The organism is Ktedonobacter sp. SOSP1-52 (assembly GCF_016587395.1).
This window is the reverse complement of sequence record NZ_BNJH01000001.1, coordinates 894,341-915,752: the sequence shown is the minus strand read 5'-3', so window position 1 is coordinate 915,752 and position 21,412 is coordinate 894,341. Positions and strand designations below refer to the sequence as shown.

The 21,412-nt window shown below is 52.9% G+C and carries 19 protein-coding genes; 7 read left to right on the top strand and 12 right to left on the bottom strand.

Going from position 1 to position 21,412, the window contains the following annotated elements:
• Window positions 1-27: 27 nt before the first annotated feature.
• Window positions 28-486 (bottom strand): hypothetical protein, encoded by a 459-nt coding sequence (locus JMJ16_RS04175; protein WP_201378642.1) that lies wholly within the window; start codon window positions 484-486, stop codon window positions 28-30.
• 55 nt (window positions 487-541) lie between these two features.
• On the bottom strand, window positions 542-730 hold the full coding sequence (locus JMJ16_RS04170; RefSeq protein WP_201378640.1) for a hypothetical protein: 189 nt from the start codon (window positions 728-730) through the stop codon (window positions 542-544).
• Window positions 731-963: 233 nt separating this feature from the next.
• Between JMJ16_RS04170 and JMJ16_RS04165 the strand changes: the two genes are divergently transcribed.
• Both JMJ16_RS04165 and JMJ16_RS04160 read left to right on the top strand, forming a co-directional pair.
• Entirely contained in the window at window positions 964-1,857 is an 894-nt protein-coding gene (locus JMJ16_RS04165) for a DUF2268 domain-containing protein (RefSeq protein WP_201378638.1), read from the top strand.
• Window positions 1,858-2,012: 155 nt separating this feature from the next.
• Window positions 2,013-2,855, top strand: coding sequence for a MerR family transcriptional regulator (locus tag JMJ16_RS04160; protein ID WP_201378636.1), 843 nt, complete (start codon window positions 2,013-2,015; stop codon window positions 2,853-2,855).
• 375 nt (window positions 2,856-3,230) lie between these two features.
• Here JMJ16_RS04160 and JMJ16_RS04155 read toward each other — a convergent pair whose 3' ends face one another.
• A complete protein-coding gene (locus tag JMJ16_RS04155; protein ID WP_201378634.1) occupies window positions 3,231-4,274 on the bottom strand; it encodes an ABC transporter permease in 1,044 nt (347 codons plus the stop codon).
• Between the two features lie 75 nt (window positions 4,275-4,349).
• Between JMJ16_RS04155 and JMJ16_RS04150 the strand changes: the two genes are divergently transcribed.
• A complete protein-coding gene (locus JMJ16_RS04150) occupies window positions 4,350-4,826 on the top strand; it encodes a DinB family protein (RefSeq protein WP_201378632.1) in 477 nt (158 codons plus the stop codon).
• A gap of 19 nt (window positions 4,827-4,845) precedes the next feature.
• Window positions 4,846-5,487, top strand: a complete 642-nt coding sequence (locus JMJ16_RS04145; RefSeq protein WP_201378630.1) for a hypothetical protein — start codon at window positions 4,846-4,848, stop codon at window positions 5,485-5,487.
• A 109-nt stretch (window positions 5,488-5,596) separates the two neighbouring features.
• Here the strand turns inward: JMJ16_RS04145 and JMJ16_RS04140 are convergent, their stop codons facing one another.
• From JMJ16_RS04140 to JMJ16_RS04120, 5 genes are all read right to left on the bottom strand, one after another.
• Window positions 5,597-6,940 (bottom strand): Nramp family divalent metal transporter, encoded by a 1,344-nt coding sequence (locus tag JMJ16_RS04140; protein ID WP_201378629.1) that lies wholly within the window; start codon window positions 6,938-6,940, stop codon window positions 5,597-5,599.
• A gap of 307 nt (window positions 6,941-7,247) precedes the next feature.
• On the bottom strand, window positions 7,248-8,081 hold the full coding sequence (locus tag JMJ16_RS04135) for a carbohydrate ABC transporter permease (RefSeq protein ID WP_201378628.1): 834 nt from the start codon (window positions 8,079-8,081) through the stop codon (window positions 7,248-7,250).
• Window positions 8,082-8,107: 26 nt separating this feature from the next.
• Entirely contained in the window at window positions 8,108-9,040 is a 933-nt protein-coding gene (locus tag JMJ16_RS04130; RefSeq protein WP_201378627.1) for a carbohydrate ABC transporter permease, read from the bottom strand.
• A gap of 30 nt (window positions 9,041-9,070) precedes the next feature.
• Window positions 9,071-10,354, bottom strand: coding sequence for an ABC transporter substrate-binding protein (locus JMJ16_RS04125; RefSeq protein ID WP_201378626.1), 1,284 nt, complete (start codon window positions 10,352-10,354; stop codon window positions 9,071-9,073).
• 104 nt (window positions 10,355-10,458) lie between these two features.
• Window positions 10,459-11,463 carry a LacI family DNA-binding transcriptional regulator gene (locus tag JMJ16_RS04120; RefSeq protein WP_201378625.1) on the bottom strand — a complete coding sequence of 335 codons (1,005 nt, stop codon included), beginning with the start codon at window positions 11,461-11,463 and terminating at the stop codon, window positions 10,459-10,461.
• Between the two features lie 441 nt (window positions 11,464-11,904).
• On the opposite strand from JMJ16_RS04120, the gene JMJ16_RS04115 reads away from it, so the two are divergent.
• On the top strand, window positions 11,905-12,870 hold the full coding sequence (locus tag JMJ16_RS04115) for a CPBP family intramembrane glutamic endopeptidase (RefSeq protein ID WP_201378624.1): 966 nt from the start codon (window positions 11,905-11,907) through the stop codon (window positions 12,868-12,870).
• Window positions 12,871-13,006: 136 nt separating this feature from the next.
• Window positions 13,007-14,875, top strand: a complete 1,869-nt coding sequence (gene pabB / locus JMJ16_RS04110) for an aminodeoxychorismate synthase component I (RefSeq protein WP_201378623.1) — start codon at window positions 13,007-13,009, stop codon at window positions 14,873-14,875.
• 43 nt (window positions 14,876-14,918) lie between these two features.
• Here pabB and JMJ16_RS04105 read toward each other — a convergent pair whose 3' ends face one another.
• The 4 genes from JMJ16_RS04105 to JMJ16_RS04090 all read right to left on the bottom strand — a co-directional run bounded on the left by JMJ16_RS04105 (window position 14,919) and on the right by JMJ16_RS04090 (window position 20,405).
• Window positions 14,919-15,515: a non-canonical purine NTP pyrophosphatase gene (locus tag JMJ16_RS04105; protein WP_201378622.1), complete on the bottom strand. Its 597-nt coding sequence runs from the start codon at window positions 15,513-15,515 to the stop codon at window positions 14,919-14,921.
• Between the two features lie 83 nt (window positions 15,516-15,598).
• The gene (locus JMJ16_RS04100) at window positions 15,599-16,417 is read right to left on the bottom strand and encodes an alpha/beta fold hydrolase (RefSeq protein ID WP_201378621.1); all 819 of its coding nucleotides are present in this window, start codon (window positions 16,415-16,417) and stop codon (window positions 15,599-15,601) included.
• A 127-nt stretch (window positions 16,418-16,544) separates the two neighbouring features.
• On the bottom strand, window positions 16,545-17,060 hold the full coding sequence (locus JMJ16_RS04095) for a DinB family protein (RefSeq protein ID WP_201378619.1): 516 nt from the start codon (window positions 17,058-17,060) through the stop codon (window positions 16,545-16,547).
• Window positions 17,061-17,252: 192 nt separating this feature from the next.
• Window positions 17,253-20,405, bottom strand: a complete 3,153-nt coding sequence (locus JMJ16_RS04090; RefSeq protein ID WP_201378617.1) for a LuxR C-terminal-related transcriptional regulator — start codon at window positions 20,403-20,405, stop codon at window positions 17,253-17,255.
• Window positions 20,406-20,629: 224 nt separating this feature from the next.
• Between JMJ16_RS04090 and JMJ16_RS04085 the strand changes: the two genes are divergently transcribed.
• Entirely contained in the window at window positions 20,630-21,379 is a 750-nt protein-coding gene (locus JMJ16_RS04085; protein WP_201378615.1) for a DUF2182 domain-containing protein, read from the top strand.
• Window positions 21,380-21,412: the final 33 nt, after the last annotated feature.

Genomic DNA, 21,412 nt, shown 5'->3' with positions numbered 1-21,412 from the left:
AGCGCACATTTTTAGCTGGAAATGAAATCAACCAAGAGGTGCATGGAGAAACCAGTTGGGCTGTTGCGCGTCTTTGAGATTGGCGTAGATGCTCATGTGGTAGCGTGGGCGTTCGCCAGTGAGTGGGAAGAGATAGAACGCGCCATACCATTCTTCGTTGTCTTTATCGTGAAATTGCCATGTGCTCCATGCTGTGTGTTCTGTATTTTCGCTCCCAAGAGGCGTCCAACCGGCATCTTTGAGTTGCTCGGTGTAGTGAGTATCCAGTTCGTTAATAGGACGAACCTCTTGAAACTCAAGTGTGGCACTGGTGTGAACATGATCATCGCTTCCACCACCGCCTCCGCCTTGCTGTATAGCTCCCTCGGGCGGGAAGAGCGATTGAAACGCTTCCCTGAACACTTTGTCGTGATGGCAAAAGTGTTGTTTCGTAACATCAGCAAGTAATGTTTCTTCTGTTGGTTGGTGCAATGTGGCCCTGACCAACAGTCACACTTGCAGCTCCAGAAGGAAATCACCCCGCGAATGTGACGCCCGATCCTCATTTACACTGGGTAACCTCTGCCAGAAGGCGCGTGGTATATCCCGGCCCACATCCCAAATCAATGGCGACCTCTGGCGCTGTGCCAACAACGGCTTGCAGGAAGGGACGGCTTGAGGAGGCAAACATGTTGGCAAAGATGTGTAATCTGTGTGCCGCTCTCTCTGTATCTTTAAAAAGATAGGACATGAAGTTCCTCTCGTTGTTTTTAGCTCTTGTTTCTCATGCAGAGGGACGAGTGTGACTTGCTACCTGCCAGATATTTCTCCTCGAAAAGCTGGAGATGTGCGGAGAGAATGTTTCCCTCGATTATACCATGTTTCCCTGCTTGGCAGAAACAAAGGCTTGCCTATGACGTTACGTCATGGGTTAGACTCTTCCCAGAACATTCTCATGTCGCGAAAGCTGGAAAGGAATACCAGATGAAATTGCATATCATAGATGTCGAATCTATCTATCAGCGTTTACTCAACAGTGCCAGCGCGCAGGAACGCGAGGTCCTATATCGACAGGAACTGCTAGCTCCCTTTGAAGGCATGATGCGTATTTATGGCGGAGGTGACGATCTTTTGGCCTGGGCGAAAATGTGGACTCTGTATACACCAGAAGATTTCGACGGCGAGCAGCGTCCCCTCATTGAGGAAATGGTCAGTCGCATGACCGATGATAGGGCCTGGCAGAGGTACACGGCCGCACTTGAACGGGGGGTGGCTGCATTCGCTCCCTACGCTGACCGCATTGGATTGGACACCATCAACTGCGCTGTGGTTCTCACCAGGCACAATAGCAATATGCCCGGTCGAGGCTATGCGGGATTTGGTGGCCTCCCTGGCTATCTTATGGTCTCGCTCAGCCTCATCAACGACTATACGCTGCCCCGCGTAGGGCCAGCATCTGTTCATGAGCTCAACCACAACGTCCGTTTCAAGATCGTTCCCTTCTCGCCCATGAGCGTCACGGTCGCCGATTACATCATCGCTGAAGGGTTGGCGGAAGCGTTCGCGGCCGAGCTCTTTGGAGAGGAACTGGTTGGCTACTTTGTCACAGATTTCAATGAGGAGGAGCTGTCCACGGCCCGGGGCGTCATCGGCGGTGCGCTTGACGTGAGCGGCTTTAATGCTGTGCAAAGCTATATTTTTGGCGATACTATTGCCGCGACTCGGGGGCTGCCCAAAGCTGGCGTTCCTGATTTTGCCGGATATGCCATCGGCTATCGTGTTGTCCGGCAATATCTCCAGCGCACAGGTCGATCCGTCGCCGAAGCCACCTTCCTCTCCTCTCAGGAGATTATCGCGGAGTCTGGTTTTTTCGAGTAGAAAGTGGGAAGGACACAGAGGGAAAGGAAAGCTCATCAACAGCATTGCCAGGCGTACACATGGCAATGCTGTTGTAAAATGTGGAAAAGACAGGAGTTTTAACTTGGGGGAGTGTCAGGTCATGCCTACTATTTTCGAATGAATGGAGAAAACGTGTGGATAGCAAACACTATACGACCAGTCAATTTGCGCAGAAGGCCGCAGTAACAGCACGGACCTTACGTTTTTATGACAAAGTGGGCCTGCTCTCCCCCTCTGAGTATACCGAGGCAGGGCACCGGCTGTACTCGGATAAGGATCTGTGGAGTTTGCAGCAGATCCTGGCATTGAAATTTCTGGGTTTCTCTCTAGAAGAGATTAAAGTGTGTCTGCAAAAGAAACCGGAGCGTTTGCAAGAGGCACTTGTGATGCAGAAGGCGATGATACAGGAGAAGCGCAGCCAACTGGATGTGGTCCTTCGGGCCATCGAGAAAGCTGAAGTATTGTTAAAAAGTGACCAGGGAGATTTGGAATCGATCATTATCAATGTGATCCAGGTGATGCATGTGGAACAGAATAAAGCGTGGGTGAAGAAGTATCTCACTGAGGAACAACAACAGAAGTTGGCTGACATCTCTCAGAAATCGTACAGTCCTGAAGCAGCACAGAAGCTGGCGGTATGGGAGGAGAACTGGACCGAGGCGGATCAGCAACGTGCAAGCCAGCAATGGGAGGCAGTGGTCGCGGAACTGAGGAGGCTGGTTGCGGAAGGGAAAGATCCAACCGGTGTGGAAGGCCAGGCCCTGGCGACGCAGCATAGTGAGCTGATCAGGCAATTGACCCGAGGCGATGCGGATGTAGCGGCTGGTGTGAAACAATGGTGGAAGAACTATGAGGAACTTCCCCTGGAGGAGAAGCCGTTACCAATGTATCACTACAGTGAGGAGGAAAAAGCGTTTCTGTATAAAGCACTGGCGCACTACAAGCTCAGCACTGGGATGGAATGTTCGCGGAGCTAAGGAGGCTGGTTGCGGAGGGGAAAGACCCAACCAGTGGAGCATGTACACGCTACTATCTGGCTTGCTACTTTGCAACAGGTATCCCTCTGCTGCCTCAACCCTCCTCATTTTGTAATTTACACATATTGTGGCAAAATTCCGCGCGATATGCTTCAGAGAGGCGGCGGCACGATATACTTCACAAAGAGGATTCAAGTCGAGAGAAGGTATCTCTCATCAGTTGAGCTGGCTTGGGAAGCCTGATGGCAACTAAATGGGCTCTTTCCTCATCCCTTGAAAAAGGGTGTATTGGGAAAGATCCACTCATCACTCATCGATCCTTCTGATGAAGAAACGAATTGCCAACATATGCTTCAGAAAGCCAATCTCGCTCGTTCACAGAGTGCCGAGGTCTGGGTGGTCATTCTTCCCCATCCATACTAGCTTCACCAGTTGTCTTAAGCTTGGCCGCTGCCCGTACATCAAGACCCCGAGGCGGTAAAGGCGCGCGGCAAACCAGGTGCAGGCGAGAATAGCCACTAGCATCAGCGCGATCGTCAAGACGATCTCCCACCAGACGACTGTGCCACGAGCCAGGCGTACCAGCATCAACATTGGCGTCCAGAAAGGAATATACGACAGCACCTTCGTCCAGCCCGCGTCGGGAGAAAAGACCGCGAGATAGACCAGAAACCATCCACTCATGACTAGCAGACTCGGAAGCATGGTTGCGTTTTGCACCTCATCCTGTCGTGTGACCAGCGAGCCCAATCCAGCATACAGGGTGGCATACAGGAAGAACGCCAGGAGAATATAGACCAGGAGCAGGAAGTAGAATGGGATGGATACGCTGGTGAGGTACTGGATGAAGCCTCCTGCGTTTGTCCCAAATAGCGCGGTTTGCAGAGGGTTTTGCAGCAGGAGCGCACCAATGCCGACTATCACCAGGCAACTCATCTGCGTCAAGCACGCCGCCCCGATGCCCACGATCTTGCCAGCCAGCAGCTGGAATGGGGTCGCGGCATTCACCAGAATTTCCATAATGCGGCTGCTTTTCTCTTCCGCGACCCCCACCGCCACGATATTGGCATAGATCGAGACAGAGACAACGATCAGGATCGCGCTGGCAAAGGCGAGGACATATCCTGCGATGACCTCGATGGCGCACTTGATAATCTGCGTCCGCCGAGCCGTTTCGGTGAATGTAGGGCGGTGCTGACCGCTCGGTTTTTCCTTTGTCCGCATGGCCAAAGTGTAGCATAGTTGGCTAAGAGGTGCCAACTCATACGCACGGTAGACGGAAGCGGCTGGTGGGTGGCGCGGCGGGTCAAACTGTTCAACGATGAAGGCGTCCATGAGTTCGCGCGGTGCGGAAAGGACTTTCAGCTCACGGTTCCCTTGCGAATTGGATTGTAGATGTCTCTCAGTAGCCGCGTACACCAGTAGCGGGCCTTCCCTGAGAGAGCATATAATACAAGCAGAGATTAAGCTCTTCAGAATGTAGAAGGATCGGTGATGCAGCTGGTAACGAAGTTTCAAGAGCGTTTGAGGGCGAGCGCGGACGAGTTCCTCTGGGCCGTGAGCCTGGTGCCGCAGGAGCGGCTCTTCCTGGCTCCGCGTGAGAATAAATGGCCGGTGGCGCGTTTACTCTTCCACCTGGGCTTGTATGAAAAGACGATAGCTCTCCCGACAATGCGCCAGTGGTCTGGCGGGGCAAAACCAATTGTAGGCACGCAGGAGGAGGACGAGGCGCGAGAGAATCAGGCCTGGAACGAGGGCCAGGATCACGAGATCGCCGCCTTAAGCGAGGAGTTTCAGGCAGGGCGCGCCGAACAGATTGCCCTACTGGCTGAATTGACAGATGAACGCTTGCAGGAGCGTTTGCCGGTGTTGTGGGGCGAGCGCTCCCTACAATGGGCATTGACCAAGACCTATCAGCATACGCTTGAGCATACCGACGAGGTGCTACGTGCCTACCTCTGGTGGAAATAGGGCCTGGAGAGAAGTGAGTATGCATAACGTACGAGAGAAGCAGCCGTCGGAGCAAATGGCCCTGGCAGGGGATCGCTGGACGCGGCTGGCGCAGATTGTCTCCTCTGTGACAAACCCGTTGTATATCGCCTTGCCAACCTTTCTGCTGGTGGCGTTGGCGACCGCTCCCAGTGTAGAGCGTGCTCTGCTCTGGTGGCTTGTGACCTCGCTGGGGATTACACTGGCGCCGCTGCTCTTTATCTGGCGTGGAGTGCGACTGGGACACTACAGCGATCACCATGTGAGCGTGCGCGAGCAGCGCTTTGTGCCTCTCCTGTTTGGCGTTCTCTGTATGGGAACTGTCTTTGTGTTGCTCCTTGTGCTTGGGGCCTCGCGTGCGCTGTTGGCGACTGTGACAGGGGGGCTCGTTGCCGGAGCTATAGCGACCATCATCACGCGCCGCTGGAAGATCAGTCTGCACCTGGTGGGGATGGCGGGCGCCGTGACGACCTTTGGCCTGGTGCTGGGACCACTCTATTTCTGCCTGGCTCCGTTGGTCGTACTTGTGGCCTGGGCGCGCTGGAAGGTCCATGCGCATACTATCGCTCAGGCCTGCGCCGGTACGGTCCTGGCCGTGGCGGTGGCCCTTATTATCTTCTGGCTCTTTGGAGTGTATAAATAAAACACAGGTACCGGGCAGCGTGCGCTGCCCGGTACCTGTGTTTTATTTGAGGGAGAAAAGCGGGGACACCCCACACCCCGGCAGGGGGCAAAGGCTCCCTGCACTCCCATTAGAAAATTGATTGGATGGCACTGGTGAGCAGGTAGAGGTTGAGGGCGATGATCAGTCCAGCGACTATGCAGGCGACTGCGGTCGTAATGTGATGGTTGACCAGGTCTTTCATGAGCTTGCGCTGGCTGGTGAAGATGACCAGGGGCACCAGGGCGAAGGGGATACCGAAGCTCAGGACCACCTGGCTGATGACCAGCGTGCGCGTGGGATTGAGGCCGATAGCGATCACAATGAGCGCAGGTAACATCGTAACCAGGCGGCGAATCCAGATGTGGATGCTGCGTTTTAAGAAGCCCTGCATGACGACCTGTCCCGCCATGGTCCCCACCACCGACGAGGAGAGGCCCGAGGCCAGTAGCGAGATGCCAAAGATCTTGCTGGAGGCGTTCCCCAGCAGCGGTCTGAGCGTGCGGTAAGCCTCCTCGATGGAGGCAACGTTGGTCAGGCCATTGGTATGAAAGGTCGAGGCTGCCATGATTAACATCGCCATGTTGACCAGGCCAGCGATACCCATGGCGATGATGACGTCGATGATCTCGAAGCGGTAGATGCGCTTCTGGTGCGCGGGATCGTCGGCTATGATGCGTTTCTGCGTCAAAGATGAGTGCAGGAAAATGACATGTGGCATCACGGTCGCACCCAGAATGCCGACTGCGAGCAGCAGGCTCTCTGTACCATCCAGGCGGGGAGTTACAACGCTCAGGCCGATCTGGCCCCAATCGGGACGACTGATGATGCTTTCGAGCAGATAGCAAAGGGCGATAATAGTGATGAGAACAGTAATCACGGCCTCTAATGGGCGGAAGCCTCGCCTCTGCAAGCCGAGTAGCAGAATGGTACAGACGGCGGTAAGCAGGCCTGAGATGAGCAAGGGAATATGAAAGAGCAGCGTGAAGCCCAGGGCCGCGCCAAGAAACTCTGCCATATCTGTGGCAATGGCGACAACCTCGCTCACAACCCACATGCCCCATACCACGGGACGAGGAAAGTGTTCGCGGCACATCTCGGCCAGGTTATGCCCGGTCGCGATCCCTAATTTTGCCGAGAGCGCCTGAATGAGCATCGCCATCAGGTTACTGGCGATGATGACCCACACAAGCAAATAGCCAAATTCCGCTCCACCCTGAATATTCGTGGCGAAATTTCCAGGATCGACATAGGCAACGCTGGCGATAAAAGCGGGGCCAAGAAAAGGGAGGAGATCACCTAACGCGGGCTTTCCTTTACCCTTGAGCACCTTCTGCGCGGCTATTACAGTGGCATCATCTGAGGCCGTGGATGGTGGCGGGAGGCAGCGCGAGAAGAAGTTCCCTCCCAACTTATGTAGTGGCTTAGAAGACATCTACGAACTCCATTTCCCGATTTTTAAGAAGAGCAGAACGACGCAGTTTTTAAGACAATAAAAAAATTTTTTAATACTCTAAAAAATAGAATACCTGGAGATAAAAGTTTTGTCAAGGGATGCTTGATTGTAGCACGTCGAAAAACGGGGAAATGTAGAGCGGCAGCACTCCATTCACTGGTCAGTTGTTGCCCATTGGGGAAGGAGATGAAACATAAAAGGAGGGACGCAAGAAAGTAAAGAGCCATGGTACCTTCTCATAGCGGGAAGATACCATAGCTCTTGGGTAGGTGACGATGGAGCGAGGCTAGAACTTAATCGCGCCCGCAGAGATGTTGGCTATGAACTGACGTGTGCCTAGGAAGAAGATGATAATGAGTGGGATAGTCGCCAGTAGGGTGCCAGTCATGACCATGCTGTAGTCGGTGTTATAGACACCATTCAGATTGGCAACTGCAACCTGTAGGGTGAACATCTTGGGGTCATTGAGTACGATCAATGGCCACAGGTAGTCATTCCAGGAGCCGATAAAGGTAAAGATGCCCAGGAAACCCAGAGCGGGACGCAAGGTAGGCAGGGCCACATTCCAGTAGATGCGGAAGTGTCCCGCTCCATCAATCCGTGCGGCATCGATCAGTTCGTTTGGAATCGCGCCAATAGAATACTGGCGCAACCAGAAGATACCGAAGGCCGTCACCATGGTTGGAACGATAAGTGGTAGGAAGGTCCCAATCCAGTGCAGATCCGACATGATGACGAACGAGGCCACCAGAGAACCTGCGGAGGGCAGAATCATCGTACCGATCAGGATCACGAAGAGCGTATTTTTCCCTGGGAACTCAAACTTGGCGAAGGTGAAGCCTGCCAGGGAGCAGAAGAAGAGCACTAGCAGCGTGACGCTGCCCGCGACCAGGACGGTGTTGAGGAAACTGCGATAGAAGTCAATGCTCTGCAATACGTGAGCGATGTTTGTCAGTAGTTGACTGCCAAAGATCAACTTGGGTGGAACGCGGTAGATATCGCTCGTCGTATTGGTCGCCATGACAATCATCCAATAGAAGGGGAAGATCGAAATAATCAGCCCCAGCAACAGAGCGATCTCGACAATAACGCGCAACCAGCGTGACTCATGTTGTATCATTGCTTTTTCTCCTTCTTGCCGTAGCCTTAGCGCTCTGTACTCTGTACAATTTTCCAGTTAACGACGGTGAAGATGACCAGGATGAAGAACATGATCCAGCCGACCGCCGCGCCGAAGCCATAGTGGAAGGAGGCGAAGGCTTGCCAATACTGGTAGAGTGACATTGTTAAGCCGGAATTGCCGACGCCGCCATTATTGCCAAAGAGGATCTGAGGCTCGGTGAAGAGCGTCATACCACCGAGGGTGGAGGAAATGACGGTGAAGAGAATCACTGGCCTGAGCAGCGGGAGCGTGATGTGGTAGAACGTTCTCCAGGTATTGGCGCCATCGATACGCGCCGCCTCGTAGAAATCACTGGGAATGCTCTGTAAGCCAGCCATGTAGATCAGGGCATTATAGCCGGTCCAGCGCCAGATGGTGATCAGAGCGACAGCCCAACGCATCGGCCAGGCATCGGTAAGCCAGCCAATGGTGTTCAGGTGCATGGAGCCGAGCATCTGATTGATAAGCCCATATTGATCGCCAAAGAAAGAGCCAAAGATCAAGGCAATAGCCACAGTCGAGGTGATGTTTGGCAGGAGGTAGGCCACCTGGTAGGCAAATTTGGAGCGCTTGCGCATATTTAAGAGAAAGGCCAGTAGTAGCGCCAGCGCTAGCATAGGAATGGTGGAGATGATCCAGATCTCAAAGGTATTGAGAATAGCCTGGCCAAAGATAGGATCGGTCAAGGCGAACACAAAATTGTTCAAGCCAATGAAGTTCATCTGCCCGATGCCATCCCAGCGCTGAAAGGCCAGGTAGAGCGAGAAAATGACTGGCGCTATGCCGAAGCAGAGATAGATAATAAAGAAGGGTGCAATCGAGAGATACATGGGCAGGTACTTGCGCAGATTGCTCTTCCGCGCGACGGTTTGTTGCTTCTCAACCTTCTCGGCAATACTCACAGGTGTTGCACTCATCGAATATTTCCTCCTTGAAGTATCGAAACACTAGCGTAAGAGACCACGTTGTGTTGCCGCCTGTGCATCATTCCAGGCCTGGTCAGGGTTTTTTCCCTGGTACTCTACCAGGCTGAGCTGGTCGGTAATGGCGGTTCCGGCGATACCGTCATATGGCCCCGAGTAGAATGAAGGAACATTTTTTACCGCGACGCCAAAGACATCTTGCGTATCCTCGCCACCGTAGAAGTCCTCTTTCTGGTGCAGAGCGGGATCATTGAGGGAATCTAACGCTGAGGGATAGAGCTGGAGATCTTTATACCCAGCAACCTGATTCGTGGGCGACTGGAGCCATTTGATGACTTCGAAGGCCTCTTTAGGATGCTGGCAGTATTTCGTAATTGCCAGGAAGGAGCCGCCAGAGTTGCCATCACCGCCTGGAGCGCGAGCGATACGCCATTTCCCCTTGGTATCGGGAGCTGCGTCCTGCAAGACCTGTTTCATCCAGACCGCGCCTACAAATGATGCAATGTAGCCGTTGCTGACGCCCTGGTTCCATGAGGTCCCCCACATGGGAACTTTGCCATCCACACCCGCTTTGTAGGTCTTGATCGCCTCGTCCCACATGGCCTTGATGTGAGACTGGTCGCCCAGATAGGTGCCGTTCTTATCAAAATATTGTTTGGCGCTTTGTCCAAGCATCTGGCCATACACGGTGCCGATGTTATCGAACATAAAGGATTTGTTGTCGGTTGCCTGCTTCAATTTGGCGCCAGCGTTGATGTAGTCGTCCCAGGTCTTGAGCTGTGCTGAGACTTGCTCGGGATCGGTTGGCAACCCGGCTTTCTCAAAGAGATCTGTGCGATAGAAGAGGGCGGTGGGACCAGTGTCCATAGGAAAGCCAATCATCTTGCCATCAGGGGCAATACCCAGGTTCCACTTCCAGGCTAGGTACTGTGATTGCACATCGTTGGCGCCCAGGGACTTCAGATCAAAAAACTGATCCTCGTCGGGAAAATAGGTAGAGATGTTCGAGTTGATACCCATGATGTCGGGCACACCACTATGGGCCGCCATCGAGGTACGCACCTTATTGTCATAATCCGTAATCTTCTGTGCATCCAGGACAATATTGGGGAATTGTTTATTCACCTGCGCAATCAGGTTATCGCTAATAGAGCGGTTCCAGTACCAGAGGGTCAGGTGAATCTTGCCGTCATCACTGCCCGCGCAGGCGGCCAGGCCCATAGCGGTACTAAGGAGGGCAAGGAGACAAAAGAACGTGTTGAGCCATACTTTGCGCCGGCGCAAAGCTGGACCAGAGGCATGGATCATAATGAACCCCACTTTCCTGAGAATGTCCCCAACGTCAGGGGATAGGCGACATTGCGATCTATTCACATCATGGTTTCGCGTAACAAAACCTATGAAGGGAATGCCTAAGGAAGTAGTGCCACAGAATGGCGTATGATAAGTTCTGGTTTTAGGACATGTGTTGAGACTATGGGTTGGTGCTCAATTGCTTGTTGTAAAGTGTGCAGAGCATGGTGTATTAATTTATATTTATCGATTCTAACGGTGGTCAATGGAGGACTGGTATACCTGGCCAGATTGATGTCGTCGATGCCGACAATTGAGAGTTCTTCTGGAACACGTATGCCTAAATCCCAGGCAGCCGACAAGACCCCAATGGCCATGAGATCATTGGTTGTGAAAATAGCAGTAGGCCGCTCAGGGCGCTTAAGGAGTTCATAGGCCGCAGCCTTTCCCTGCTCCAGTCTAGATGCTCCCCCTGCTATGAGCTTTGGATCAATAGAGTAGCCATGTTCTATGTAAACACTTTTAAAGCCGTTGATACGTATGGCATGAGGGTCGTAATTATTATTGTCTGAATGTGTAACTATACCAACCTGCCTATGTCCGGCCGTAAAGAGATGTTCCGCTGCGAGCCTGCCTGCTTCAAAGAAGTCAAATAGGAAAGTTGCATAGTTGGGGAGATCCTCACCTTCCCAGAGGCAGTAAATTACCGGGAGGGAGGGAGGTATAAGCTCCTGCACAAGTTGTGGTGAGAGCGTGCAGGTGATAATAATGCCATCAACTTTCCGGGCGACCAGATCTTTCAGCGTAAGCTTTGTCATCTCGTCATCGTCGGTCAGAGTGGTGACAAAGATACGTAGACCAGCGGCATAGGCCAGCGTTTCCGCCGTGTACACAATTTCCGCGAAGAAGGGGTTATCAACGGGATAGACGACCAGGCCAATAATGCTGGTGCGGCCCTTGATCAGGCTGCGCGCGACCAGGTTGGGGCTATAGCCCAATTCCTGAGCGTACTGAAGCACTCGTGCGCGTGTCTTCTCGCTTACTGAGCCTTTGCCCGAGAGGACATTTGAAACCGTTGTCGCCGTGACTCCTGCGGCTCTGGCGATGTCGTAAATAGTAGCCATAACGCTCCTTCATCCTTGGAGAAGCCTTGTAGTTAATCGATAAACTAGATTGTATTACAATTAATTAACATATATTGCTGTTAATGTCAAGGAATCGCATGCTAATAATGAAATTAGACTGATCGAAAGGGGGCTTGCAAAGCTGGCTTTCGTATCTGCCTGTATTCTCTATCATAAACTCATCCCTTTTTCACGTGACAAAACCATGCTTTTTGCGATAGTAATTATAGAAGTGCTTTCTCTTACATTGATGCGATTTGAGATATATTGACGCGCAGCTATGCTAATTGATGCATTCTAAAAACTGGTTGAACCCAAAAAGTCTTTGTCTTGTCGTACGGACATGATAAAGACATGTTTTGAATTTAGATAGCTAAAGTGAGATTACTGCTATACTCCTGCGACTGCGAACCTGGCATATAAAAAGGGTGAGGTACTAAAATGCAGACATCATGTGGCAATAATAACAGTATGAAAATAAAGAAGAAGGCAACGTTTTATACCTGGTGGTTGCTGGCCTCTCTTTTCGCTACGCTTTTTACGTTGCTGCCAGCCTATAGTAGTATTCCTCTCTTTTATAAGTTACTTAGAGATTTGCCAGCAGGTGACGCAATTGCTAATCTGTCTCATTGTCCGGAGACTATTCCTGCTGCGCTGGGCTTTACTCTCTACTGGCTGATCGCTTCATGCTCAACCTTCATCATGCTCTGGATCTGGATGTGTATTGTTGAGCGGCGAGGTCTCTGGCCTTTTAGATTGCCGAGATGGCAGGCCTTGCGTACTTACTTACAAGGTCTGCTCCTTGGTGTCGTATTGATGAGTGTGATTGTCTGCATCTTGCTTTCTTCCGGTACCGCGACACTACAACTGGCGGGTTCAGCAGAGGGAGGTGGCGTGGTCGCCCTTCTCTTTACCTTGTTTGGCTGGATGGTTCAAGGACCAAAAGAGGAGATCGTTTACCGAGGCTGGCTGCTCTCCAGATTGACCAGGCGTTATGGTCACTGGTTCAGTATTATGATATCCTCTCTGGTATTTGCGCTTGCGCACATCCTTAATCCTCACGTTAATCTATTGGCCCTGTTCAATCTCACATTATTCGGCGTGCTCTGTGCTCTCTGTGTCCTTGCCGATGGCACTATCTGGCGCGTGGCTGGTCTACATACCGCGTGGAATTGGATGCAGGGTCATATCTTTGCCCTGCCCGTAAGCGGCGTGCAGTATCACGGTGGAAATTTGTTCCTCTTCCAGAACACTTACGCGACCTTGCTCAATGGCGGCGACTTTGGACCTGAAGGCGGCTTAGTTGTCACGCTCGTCCTTGTACTGGGTATTTCCCTGATCTGCCTCAGACAGCAAACGCTTGCCACCCCAGAATTTCTCGCCAGGCGCGCCACTCAACCTCTCTAAGAGAATTGTCTCTACAGTAGAGGCATACGCCAGTAGCGGTCTTGACGGCTGCTAGCCATTTGCTATACCATGCCTTACGCATATCCGGAGTTCTCGCTCCAGTTCTGTGGAGCGAGGCAAGCGTCAGGCGGTTTTTATGGTTTCCCTCGATTCAGCATCAGACTTTGTGTATTTGTTACAGGCAGGCAGTGATGTAGTGCTGCTTGAGAATACTTTGGGAGGGCAGGGTGATGGGTGGGACTACCTCTTTGTCGACCCGGTGCATACGCTACAGATCCACCAGGTAAGTGACTTTCTGCCGTTGCTTGCGACGATGCAGAAATACGTCCAGGAGGGCTACTACCTCGCCGGTTACTTTGCCTATGAATGTGGCTACTTTCTGGAGAAACTGGGCAAGGTCGCTTATAGGGATGAACACTCGCCCCTGGCGTGGTTTGGGGTCTACCGTCAGCCATATCGAATTGATGCCGCTCTCAGAGAGGCTGCCTGGCAAGCCTATGCCTTAGATCACCAGGACGAGATAGATTGTGAAGTCCAGGATGTGCGTTTTGATCTCGACGAGGAGATGTATTGCCAGAAGGTCGAGCGAGTACGGAAGCATATTCGCGCCGGAGATGTCTATCAGATTAACCTGACGGGGCGCACACATTTTCGCTTTGCGGGTTCGCCCCTGGCCCTGTATACGCGCCTCCGCCGGGTTCAACGTACGCTCTATAGCGCCTATATGCGTATAGGTGAGCGAGCTGTATTGAGCTTCTCGCCGGAGTTGTTTTTCCAGATGGATGGACAGCGTATAACGACTCGCCCTATGAAGGGGACGGCCCCACGAGGCCGCACGCTGTTAGAGGATGAGCAGCAGGTCTCGTGGCTGCGCGGCGATGCCAAGAACCGGGCGGAGAATATCATGATTACTGACCTCTTACGTAACGACCTGGGGCGCGTCTGCGAGATTGGCTCGGTGACGGTTCCACGCCTGCTAGAGGTTGAAAGCTATGAGACCGTACTGCAAATGACCTCGACCGTCACGGGCGAGCTTCGACGTGATGCCAGCCTTGAGCAGATCTTCTCCAGCCTTTTCCCCTGTGGCTCGGTGACGGGCGCACCCAAGCTCAAGGCCATGGAGATTATTGGCCAGTTGGAGCAGACGCCCAGGGGAGTCTACACCGGGTCTATTGGCTATATCGCGCCTCCATCGAGACAAGGTCCAGTCCAGGCTATGTTCAACGTGGCTATTCGCACCATTGAGTTTGAGCATGGACAGGGGATGATGGGCATTGGTAGTGGCATTGTCTATGACTCGCGTGCCGCTGAAGAGGCCGCCGAATGCGCGATCAAGGCTCGCTTCCTGACCACACAAGCGCCAGAGTTTGCTCTTCTGGAATCCATTCTCTGGGACGCTGGCTATCAATGCCTGGAGAAGCATCTCAAGCGGATGCAGGACTCAGCCCTCTATTTTGGTTATCCCTGGGATGAGGAACGTCTCCAGGCGCTTTTACGTCGGCAGGAGCATGAGATGCTGCCGGATTGTACCTATAAAGTGCGCGTGCTGCTAGAGCGTAGCGGCACCTTCACTTGCGAGAGCGTACAGGTTCAGAAGCCGCGAGAGGAGCTAGTGCGAGTGATCATCAGCACCGAAAGGACCAACTCGCAGGACCGCATGTATTTCCATAAAACCACTCAGCGCCCCCTCTATGAGCGGACCTTTCAGTCAGCCCATCGACATGGCTATGCCGATGTACTCTTCCTCAACGAGCATGGTGAAGTGACCGAGGGCGCGATAAGCAACATCTTCATTGAGCGTGATGGCCGCTTGCTTACCCCGCCGGTAGCTTGTGGCTTGCTGCCAGGAATCGCGCGCCAGTGCATCCTGGAGGAGCATCCCAACGCGCAGGAGGCCCTTCTCACCCTGGATGACCTCATGACAGCAGAAAAAGTCTATATCTGCAACGCCATCCGTGGCCTGCGCCAGGTCCAGGTCATTACACCCCTAGCCCATGATCAGTAGCCGCGTACGTCAGTAGCCCGCTACTGACGTACGCGGCTACTTGTTAGCGCGGCGTTTTTAGATAGGTTGCGAGATCTTGGAGCGCTTGAGTGCTCATAGAGGTTGCTAGATACTGGGACTCTGGCATCTCGGCCCAGGTCTGGTGGTAGCCGCTAGGGATGAAGATGGGGTCCCAGCCAAAGCCGCCATTGCCACGAGGCGTGGGCGCGATGGTGCCTTCACAGGCGCTGGTGAAGATGCGCAGGGCATGGCCATCATATAAGCCAATGTGTACTGAGGCCAGAGCCGACCTGTCCTGCGAATCGGCGAGTAGTTTGCATAGCCCTTCTGTGCCTAGCTCTGCGTAGAACCATTTGATGAATGGCCCTGGTAGTTTCCCCAGGGCCAGGAATTGCAACGAGGTATCCTCCACCAGTATAGGCGCTTGAATATGTCTATATGCCTCCCTGGCTTTATGCTCGATGATTTCTGCTGACTCAAGTGATTGAATTTCAAGTAGATCCAAGTCTTTGTGCAGTAGTGGATAGTCAATATAGTGACTGAAGCGTTTCACCTTGCCAGGGTTGCCTGTGACGTATGTTAAGGTGTCAAACATGGGTGTCCTCGCTGTATTGCCGTTCTCTGCTCGCGTTGTCATCATACAGCCACTTCTCACCTTTTTCAAGTTATTGGCCTGCTACTGGCATACATGAGACTTCAGTAGCCGCATATGCCAGTAGCGCTTTAACCCTGGATAAAAGCCAGCAGGTCGTTGTTGAGCTGGTGTTTGTGGGTGATGAAGAGGCCATGCCCTGCATTCAGGTACTCCTTGTAGATATTGCCTGGCACCAATTTGGCGGAGCGTCGTCCGGTCACGTCGATAAGGGCGGAGGCATCCGCCGTTCCATGGATGATCAGTGTTGGCAGCGTAATTTCTTGCATTTCAGCGCGAAAATCTGTGTAAAAGTTGGTGCGCCAGCATTGGAGCAGGGCCATGGGAGAGTTATAGAGACATTGTTCGGTTGTCCACTGGACAAGCTCTGGTGAGACCTTGTTGCCCAGGTGCGTGGCGAAGAAGGCCTGTGCTCTTTGGGTAAAATACTGCACTCTATCTTCGCGAAATTGTCCGGAGATGGACTTAAATACGGCCTCAGGTACACCTTCGGGATTATCGTCTGTTTTGCATAGGAAGGGGAGAATCGCTGAGATAAGCGCGACTCTGGCAATGCGGTCGGACCCGTGGCGAGCCAGGTAATGCACGACCTCGCCACCTCCCATCGAGTGTGCTATCAGCGTGACGTTGCTCAGGTCGAGGTGCGTGATCAACGCGGCCAGGTCATCGGCGAGGGTATCTATGTCGTAGCCATGCCCGGTTCGGTCGGAGCGTCCATGCCCACGACGATCATAAACGATGCAGCGGAGTCCCTGCTCAACCAGGGTAGGGACCTGGTACTCCCACATATCGGCATTCAAGGCCCAGCTGGAGACAAAGACCACGGGTGCTCCCTGGCCCCAATCCTCATAGAAGAGATGCGCACCGTCGTTAGTTGTAAAGAATGACATGGCTATAACCTCCCTAAAAAAAGTGTGCCAAATGTTTGCAGAGTGCTTTTGTGTGATAGGAGAACCAGCCAGATTTGCACTGGTTTGTTGATAGCTGGCTGGTTCATGGTGTCGTAAGTAGTTCAGGTTAGATAGGGTAGCCTTTTGCACCCTGGAGTCCTTTAAGGACCGAGATCTCACCTGTCATGTTGTCGATATGTCCCAAGACCATACGATCCAGGATTGTGCCAACCGTCATGTGTCCCAGGCCGAAGGCTGTCAGGTCGAGGTCGCGGGCCAGGTCCTCATCTGTCAGGGTCGCGAGGTAGGCATCTGTGGCTGCGTGGACAGCCTGGGCGTAAATGCTCATAGCGGGTAGATCGACGTGGACACGGCGCGCCCATTCCGCAGTGCTTAGAGGCTGTACCTCGCTGATGCCAGTCTTCTCCGCCCACTCGCTTGCATAGAGGGGCGCGCCACCTTTGAGCACCATGTTGATGGCCAGGTCTTCGCTCGCGATAGCGTGTACATAGGTGGCAGCGATGGGGTTGGCGGTTCCGGGAGGCGCCCAGTGAGCCTGCTCGGTCGTGATGCCCTCCAGGGTGGCATTCAGGAAGCCATGCGCCTGTTGAATCTGCTCGCGTAGAAGTGTCGTTGCGTTCATAATGTAGTTACCTTTCTTTTTCTCACCTGTTTGAGGTAGGTGTATGTTCATCTCTTGATGTGCAAAGTATAGCTGGAAAGCATGGGGTGTGACTTCACCTGTCATGGTGATTGAGTGGGTGATTAGTATCTAGCGTTGGGTGAGATAGGTAGTTGTGGGTTGGCACACAACGCTTCAATGAGAGGCTTTCAGTTAGAGGAGATGGAGACGCGTGGCGGCGGCGATGGCCTCGGCGCGCCGACTGACATCCAGTTTGCGATAGATGCTGCTAACCTGAGTCTTGATGGTATTGGGAGAGACGATCAGCTTTTGTGCGATCTCGGCGTAGGTTTGCCCGGCGACCAGCAGGCTTAGGACGCGTTGCTCCTGAGGGCTCAGGGGTTCATAGAGTCCTTCTGGAGCCTGTGGCGTGTGTCCCTCGATTTGCAGTCTGGCTGCTTGCTGTGTGTGTTTCTGTTCCTCCTGGACAAAAGCTGTCAACAGGGTGGAGATGTAGGAGACGCAGGCAGGGGATAACTCTTGCCTGGGTGGGTTTTTGAGCAGATTCTGGAGTAGCTGGCGCATAGGTTTACCTGCGTCCAGGTACACACGAATATAGCCCTCAGGCTCCGTCAAGTTCAGGAGGCGTACGACAATCTGTTGGGCCTGTTCCATTTCTCTTAGTCCGTAGAGTGCGTTGGCTTGTAGTGCCAGCAGGTGAATGATATCCCAGGTGCGCTTACATTGCTCCATTCTGCTGAGCAGTGGAATCAGGATGTGCAATGCTTGTACATATCCTTGTTGCGCGAGGTGTACATTGATCAGCGCTATATATTCCTCAACATAAAGGAAGCTCAGAGTCTGGGGATTGAAATCATAGCGAGCTACCCAATCCTCTGCCGCTGTGAAGTTGCCCTGTGCGAGCCAGAGTGCTACCTGCGCGGCTGAGACATCATGTGCATAGATTGTAAAGCCAGTGCTTTGGATCAGGTTTTGGGCCTGTTCCAGCGCTTCTTCCGCATCCGCAATCTTCCCGAGAGCCAGGGCGATTTTTACATAAGTCGCATGGCCCCAGATGAGCAGGTTTACATCTTGCCAGCGCGCGGCATGTTGCAAGGCTACCTGTAAGCTAGCCTCTGCCTGCTCCAACTTATTCCTGGCATAGTAGAGGAAGGAGAGATCAAAAGCGGGATAGGCCGTGACCGAGACATTCTGTCCTAGCTGAGCGAGGAGATCCTGAGCCTGTAGGCATTCCTGGTGGAGTGAGTGAAGCTGACCTGCATAGAGAAAGGCGGCCGCGATCCAGCATGTGACAACGATCGCTATGGCGTGGTCCTGTTCCTGAAGAGCCTGCTGCTTCAAAGCGAGCAGTTCTGGCAGCAAGAGGACTGAGTCACCTACGACTTGAGAGCTAACAAAGAGTCCGTGGAGCGCGAGCCATTTCCAGGCAACGGATTCGCTTACGGTGAGAGGTTGTATGCGTTGGGCGATCAGGCGAAGCTGTTGCATATTGCCCTTGCGGAAAGCCTCGCTCATCAGGATAAATTCACGCAAGAGACAGATGCGGTTCTCAATTTTTTCCACCTCTGTTGAGGCGAGGGAGGTGGTTCTTTCGCTGGACAATATCTGCTCTACACGCGCGATAATCTGTTCACTCTGGCTCAGAGCCTGCACACGCTGCTGCTCCGGCATATATTGCGTACTGGAAAGCAAGTTCAGGGCCGAGGTGAGGGCAAATTCCAGGTGTCCGAGCAGGATATTCTCAGGCAGTTGCAGTAGCCAGGTCGCGATCATTCTGGCTTCGCCTTGCGTCCATAGCTGTCTTGCGCCTTGCTCCAACGTTGCGGCCGCGAATGGATAGTCTTGAGCAGCCAGTGCATGGGACATCGCCTCATGGATAGAACCCTGGGCCGCGTGCCAGCGGGCGGCGCGCTGGTGTAGCGTGTTTACCTGTTCTGGTTGGGTGGCTTGCAGGCGTGCTAGGAGCACTTCACGAAAGAGAGTATGCAAGCGATACCACTGCCGTTGCTCGTCCAGCGGAACGATAAAGAGGTTGTGGTGTTCCAGCATCTCCAATAGTTCCTGACTGGCAGGCTCTCCCGTCAGTTCCTGGCAGAGGGCGGCATTCATGCGCGAGAGTACCGCGACCTGGAGCAGAAACTGCTGTACAGATGGCGCTTGATGTTGAAGAATCTCCTCCTGTACATAGTCGAAGATGAAGCGATGTTCGCCCGTAAAGTGCTCGATAAAGGTAGAAGGCATTTTGTGTGAGCGCAGTGAGAGCGCTGCCAGTTGTAGGCCCGCGATCCAGCCTTCTGTGCGCTTCTCCAACACTTGTACTTCTGTCTCAGAAAGCGAGAGCGTCATACCCTCATTGAGAAAGGCCTGGGCCTCTACTGGCGTAAAGCGTACCTCTGGCTCGCGAATCTCGCTCATCTGGCCTCGCATGCGCCAGCGTGCCAGAGGGAATGGCGGATCAACGCGACTGGCGATAACCAGGTGCATATTCGCGGGGAGGTGATCGAGCAAGAAGAGCATGGCCTCATGAATGGCCTGGTCTTCAATTACATGATAGTCATCCAGAATAAGGATAATCTCGCTGGAGGACTTGAGAATTTCATTGATAAAGGTGATGAGTATAGTTGAAAGCGGGGGTGGCTGAGGCGTATAGAGCATAGCCAGGGCGATATCACTTATCTCTGGCAGGCAGATGCGCAGGGTAGTAATGACCGAGGCCCAGAAGCGTGTTGGATCATTATCGGACTCATCCAGCGAGAGCCATCCTACGATATGCGGCGAGCGTGATGCCCACGTGCTCAGCAGCGTCGTTTTCCCGCTTCCAGCCGAGGAGGAGAGCAAAAGCAAGCGATGAGTAAGCACTTCATCCATCTCTTGCAGCAAGCGCTCGCGCCTCACTAACATAGAGGGAAGTTGAGGATGAGTATGCTTGGTTGCGATGAGTGGTATGTGGCTCTGATGCACAAGGTTTAGCGAGTCAGAACTCGCCTGTGTAATCTGTTGACCCGTTTGGAGCACGGAACGGTGCTCGTTCGCGAAGACTTGCGCTACTTGCTCTAAACGTTCTAGCGTGACGCCGCTTGTTTGTCCAAGATAGCGCTTGCGTGTCTGTCCTTGAAGTGTGCTATAGGCATACCAGTAGCCATTTCCCCGAGCTCGTGCCTCTTTCACCACGCTCATATGCCCAAGCCGTCCCTGAAAGGCGAAGGAGGTCTGGTCAACTAGCCAGTCTTGCCATGGCTGGTTGTTTTCAGAACCAAAATATTGCTGTAGTTCGCCTTGCGTGCGAAGTTCATAGCGCTTCTGCTCTTCTGACCAGGTAATTGCATGGAGAGATGACTTCGGCATAAATCCCTAACTGTTTTAGCTCCACGTGGAGCGCCTCAGAGGACGATAACATCCATTATTAATTCTCAATTACTCAATCTTGAAAAGTGTAACATAAGCCAGGATGAGTATGCAAACAGTAGAGTGACCGGAATGTCAATAAAAATAAGAATAGTATTTAGGAGCATGTCATTTTATAATTGAAGTAAAGGATGCTGTGGCCAGCAAAAGAAGAGGAGCAAGTAATGGCTGAGGTGATGACGTTACCAAAAGCGTCGAAGCATGCCCATGCCTGGATGATGACGCATTTCCTGGCTCTTCTGGCCTGGATACCCACATTGATACATGCCTGGAGTATGCCTCCAGGCCATCAATATGGTCCGATGGGTTTAAGCCTCCCTGCCTTCCTGCTGTACTGGATCATCATGATGATCGCGATGATGTTGCCCTCCTTCTCGCCTGCATTTTCCTGGTATCTTGAGTCGCTGCATATGGAGCGCGAGGTGACGTTTCGCCCAGTTATACGTGCCTCTAGTTTTCTGTTGGGGTACATATTTGCCTGGTTCCTCACCGGCATCCCCATCTACGGACTCTCGCTTGCCAGTGAATATCTTGCAACACGCTCGCCATCACTAACTATCTTAGGCCCAATTTTGCTTATAGCCGTTGGGGCTTACCAACAGACACCCCTGGCGAGAAACTCCCTCAGTCACTGTAAGCCTGGTATGGATGCTGGTTGTGCTATGCCTGTAACGTCAGTCGGATTGGCTGACGTCAGTTTAGGGCTTAGAAATGGTCTCTACTGTCTGGGGGCTTGTGGAGGGCTGATGCTAATCATGCTTGTCGTCGGCCTGATGAATATTCCCTGGATGCTAGGCCTGACCGCGCTGATATTCTGTCTGAAGACATGGGGGCAGAGTGGACGCTTCAGCTCAATAGTTGGTATTTGCCTGGTGCTCATGGGTATCTTGGCCCTCTTCTACCCTGTGCTGTGAGCCCGCTACTGGCGTACGCGGCTACTTGTTAGT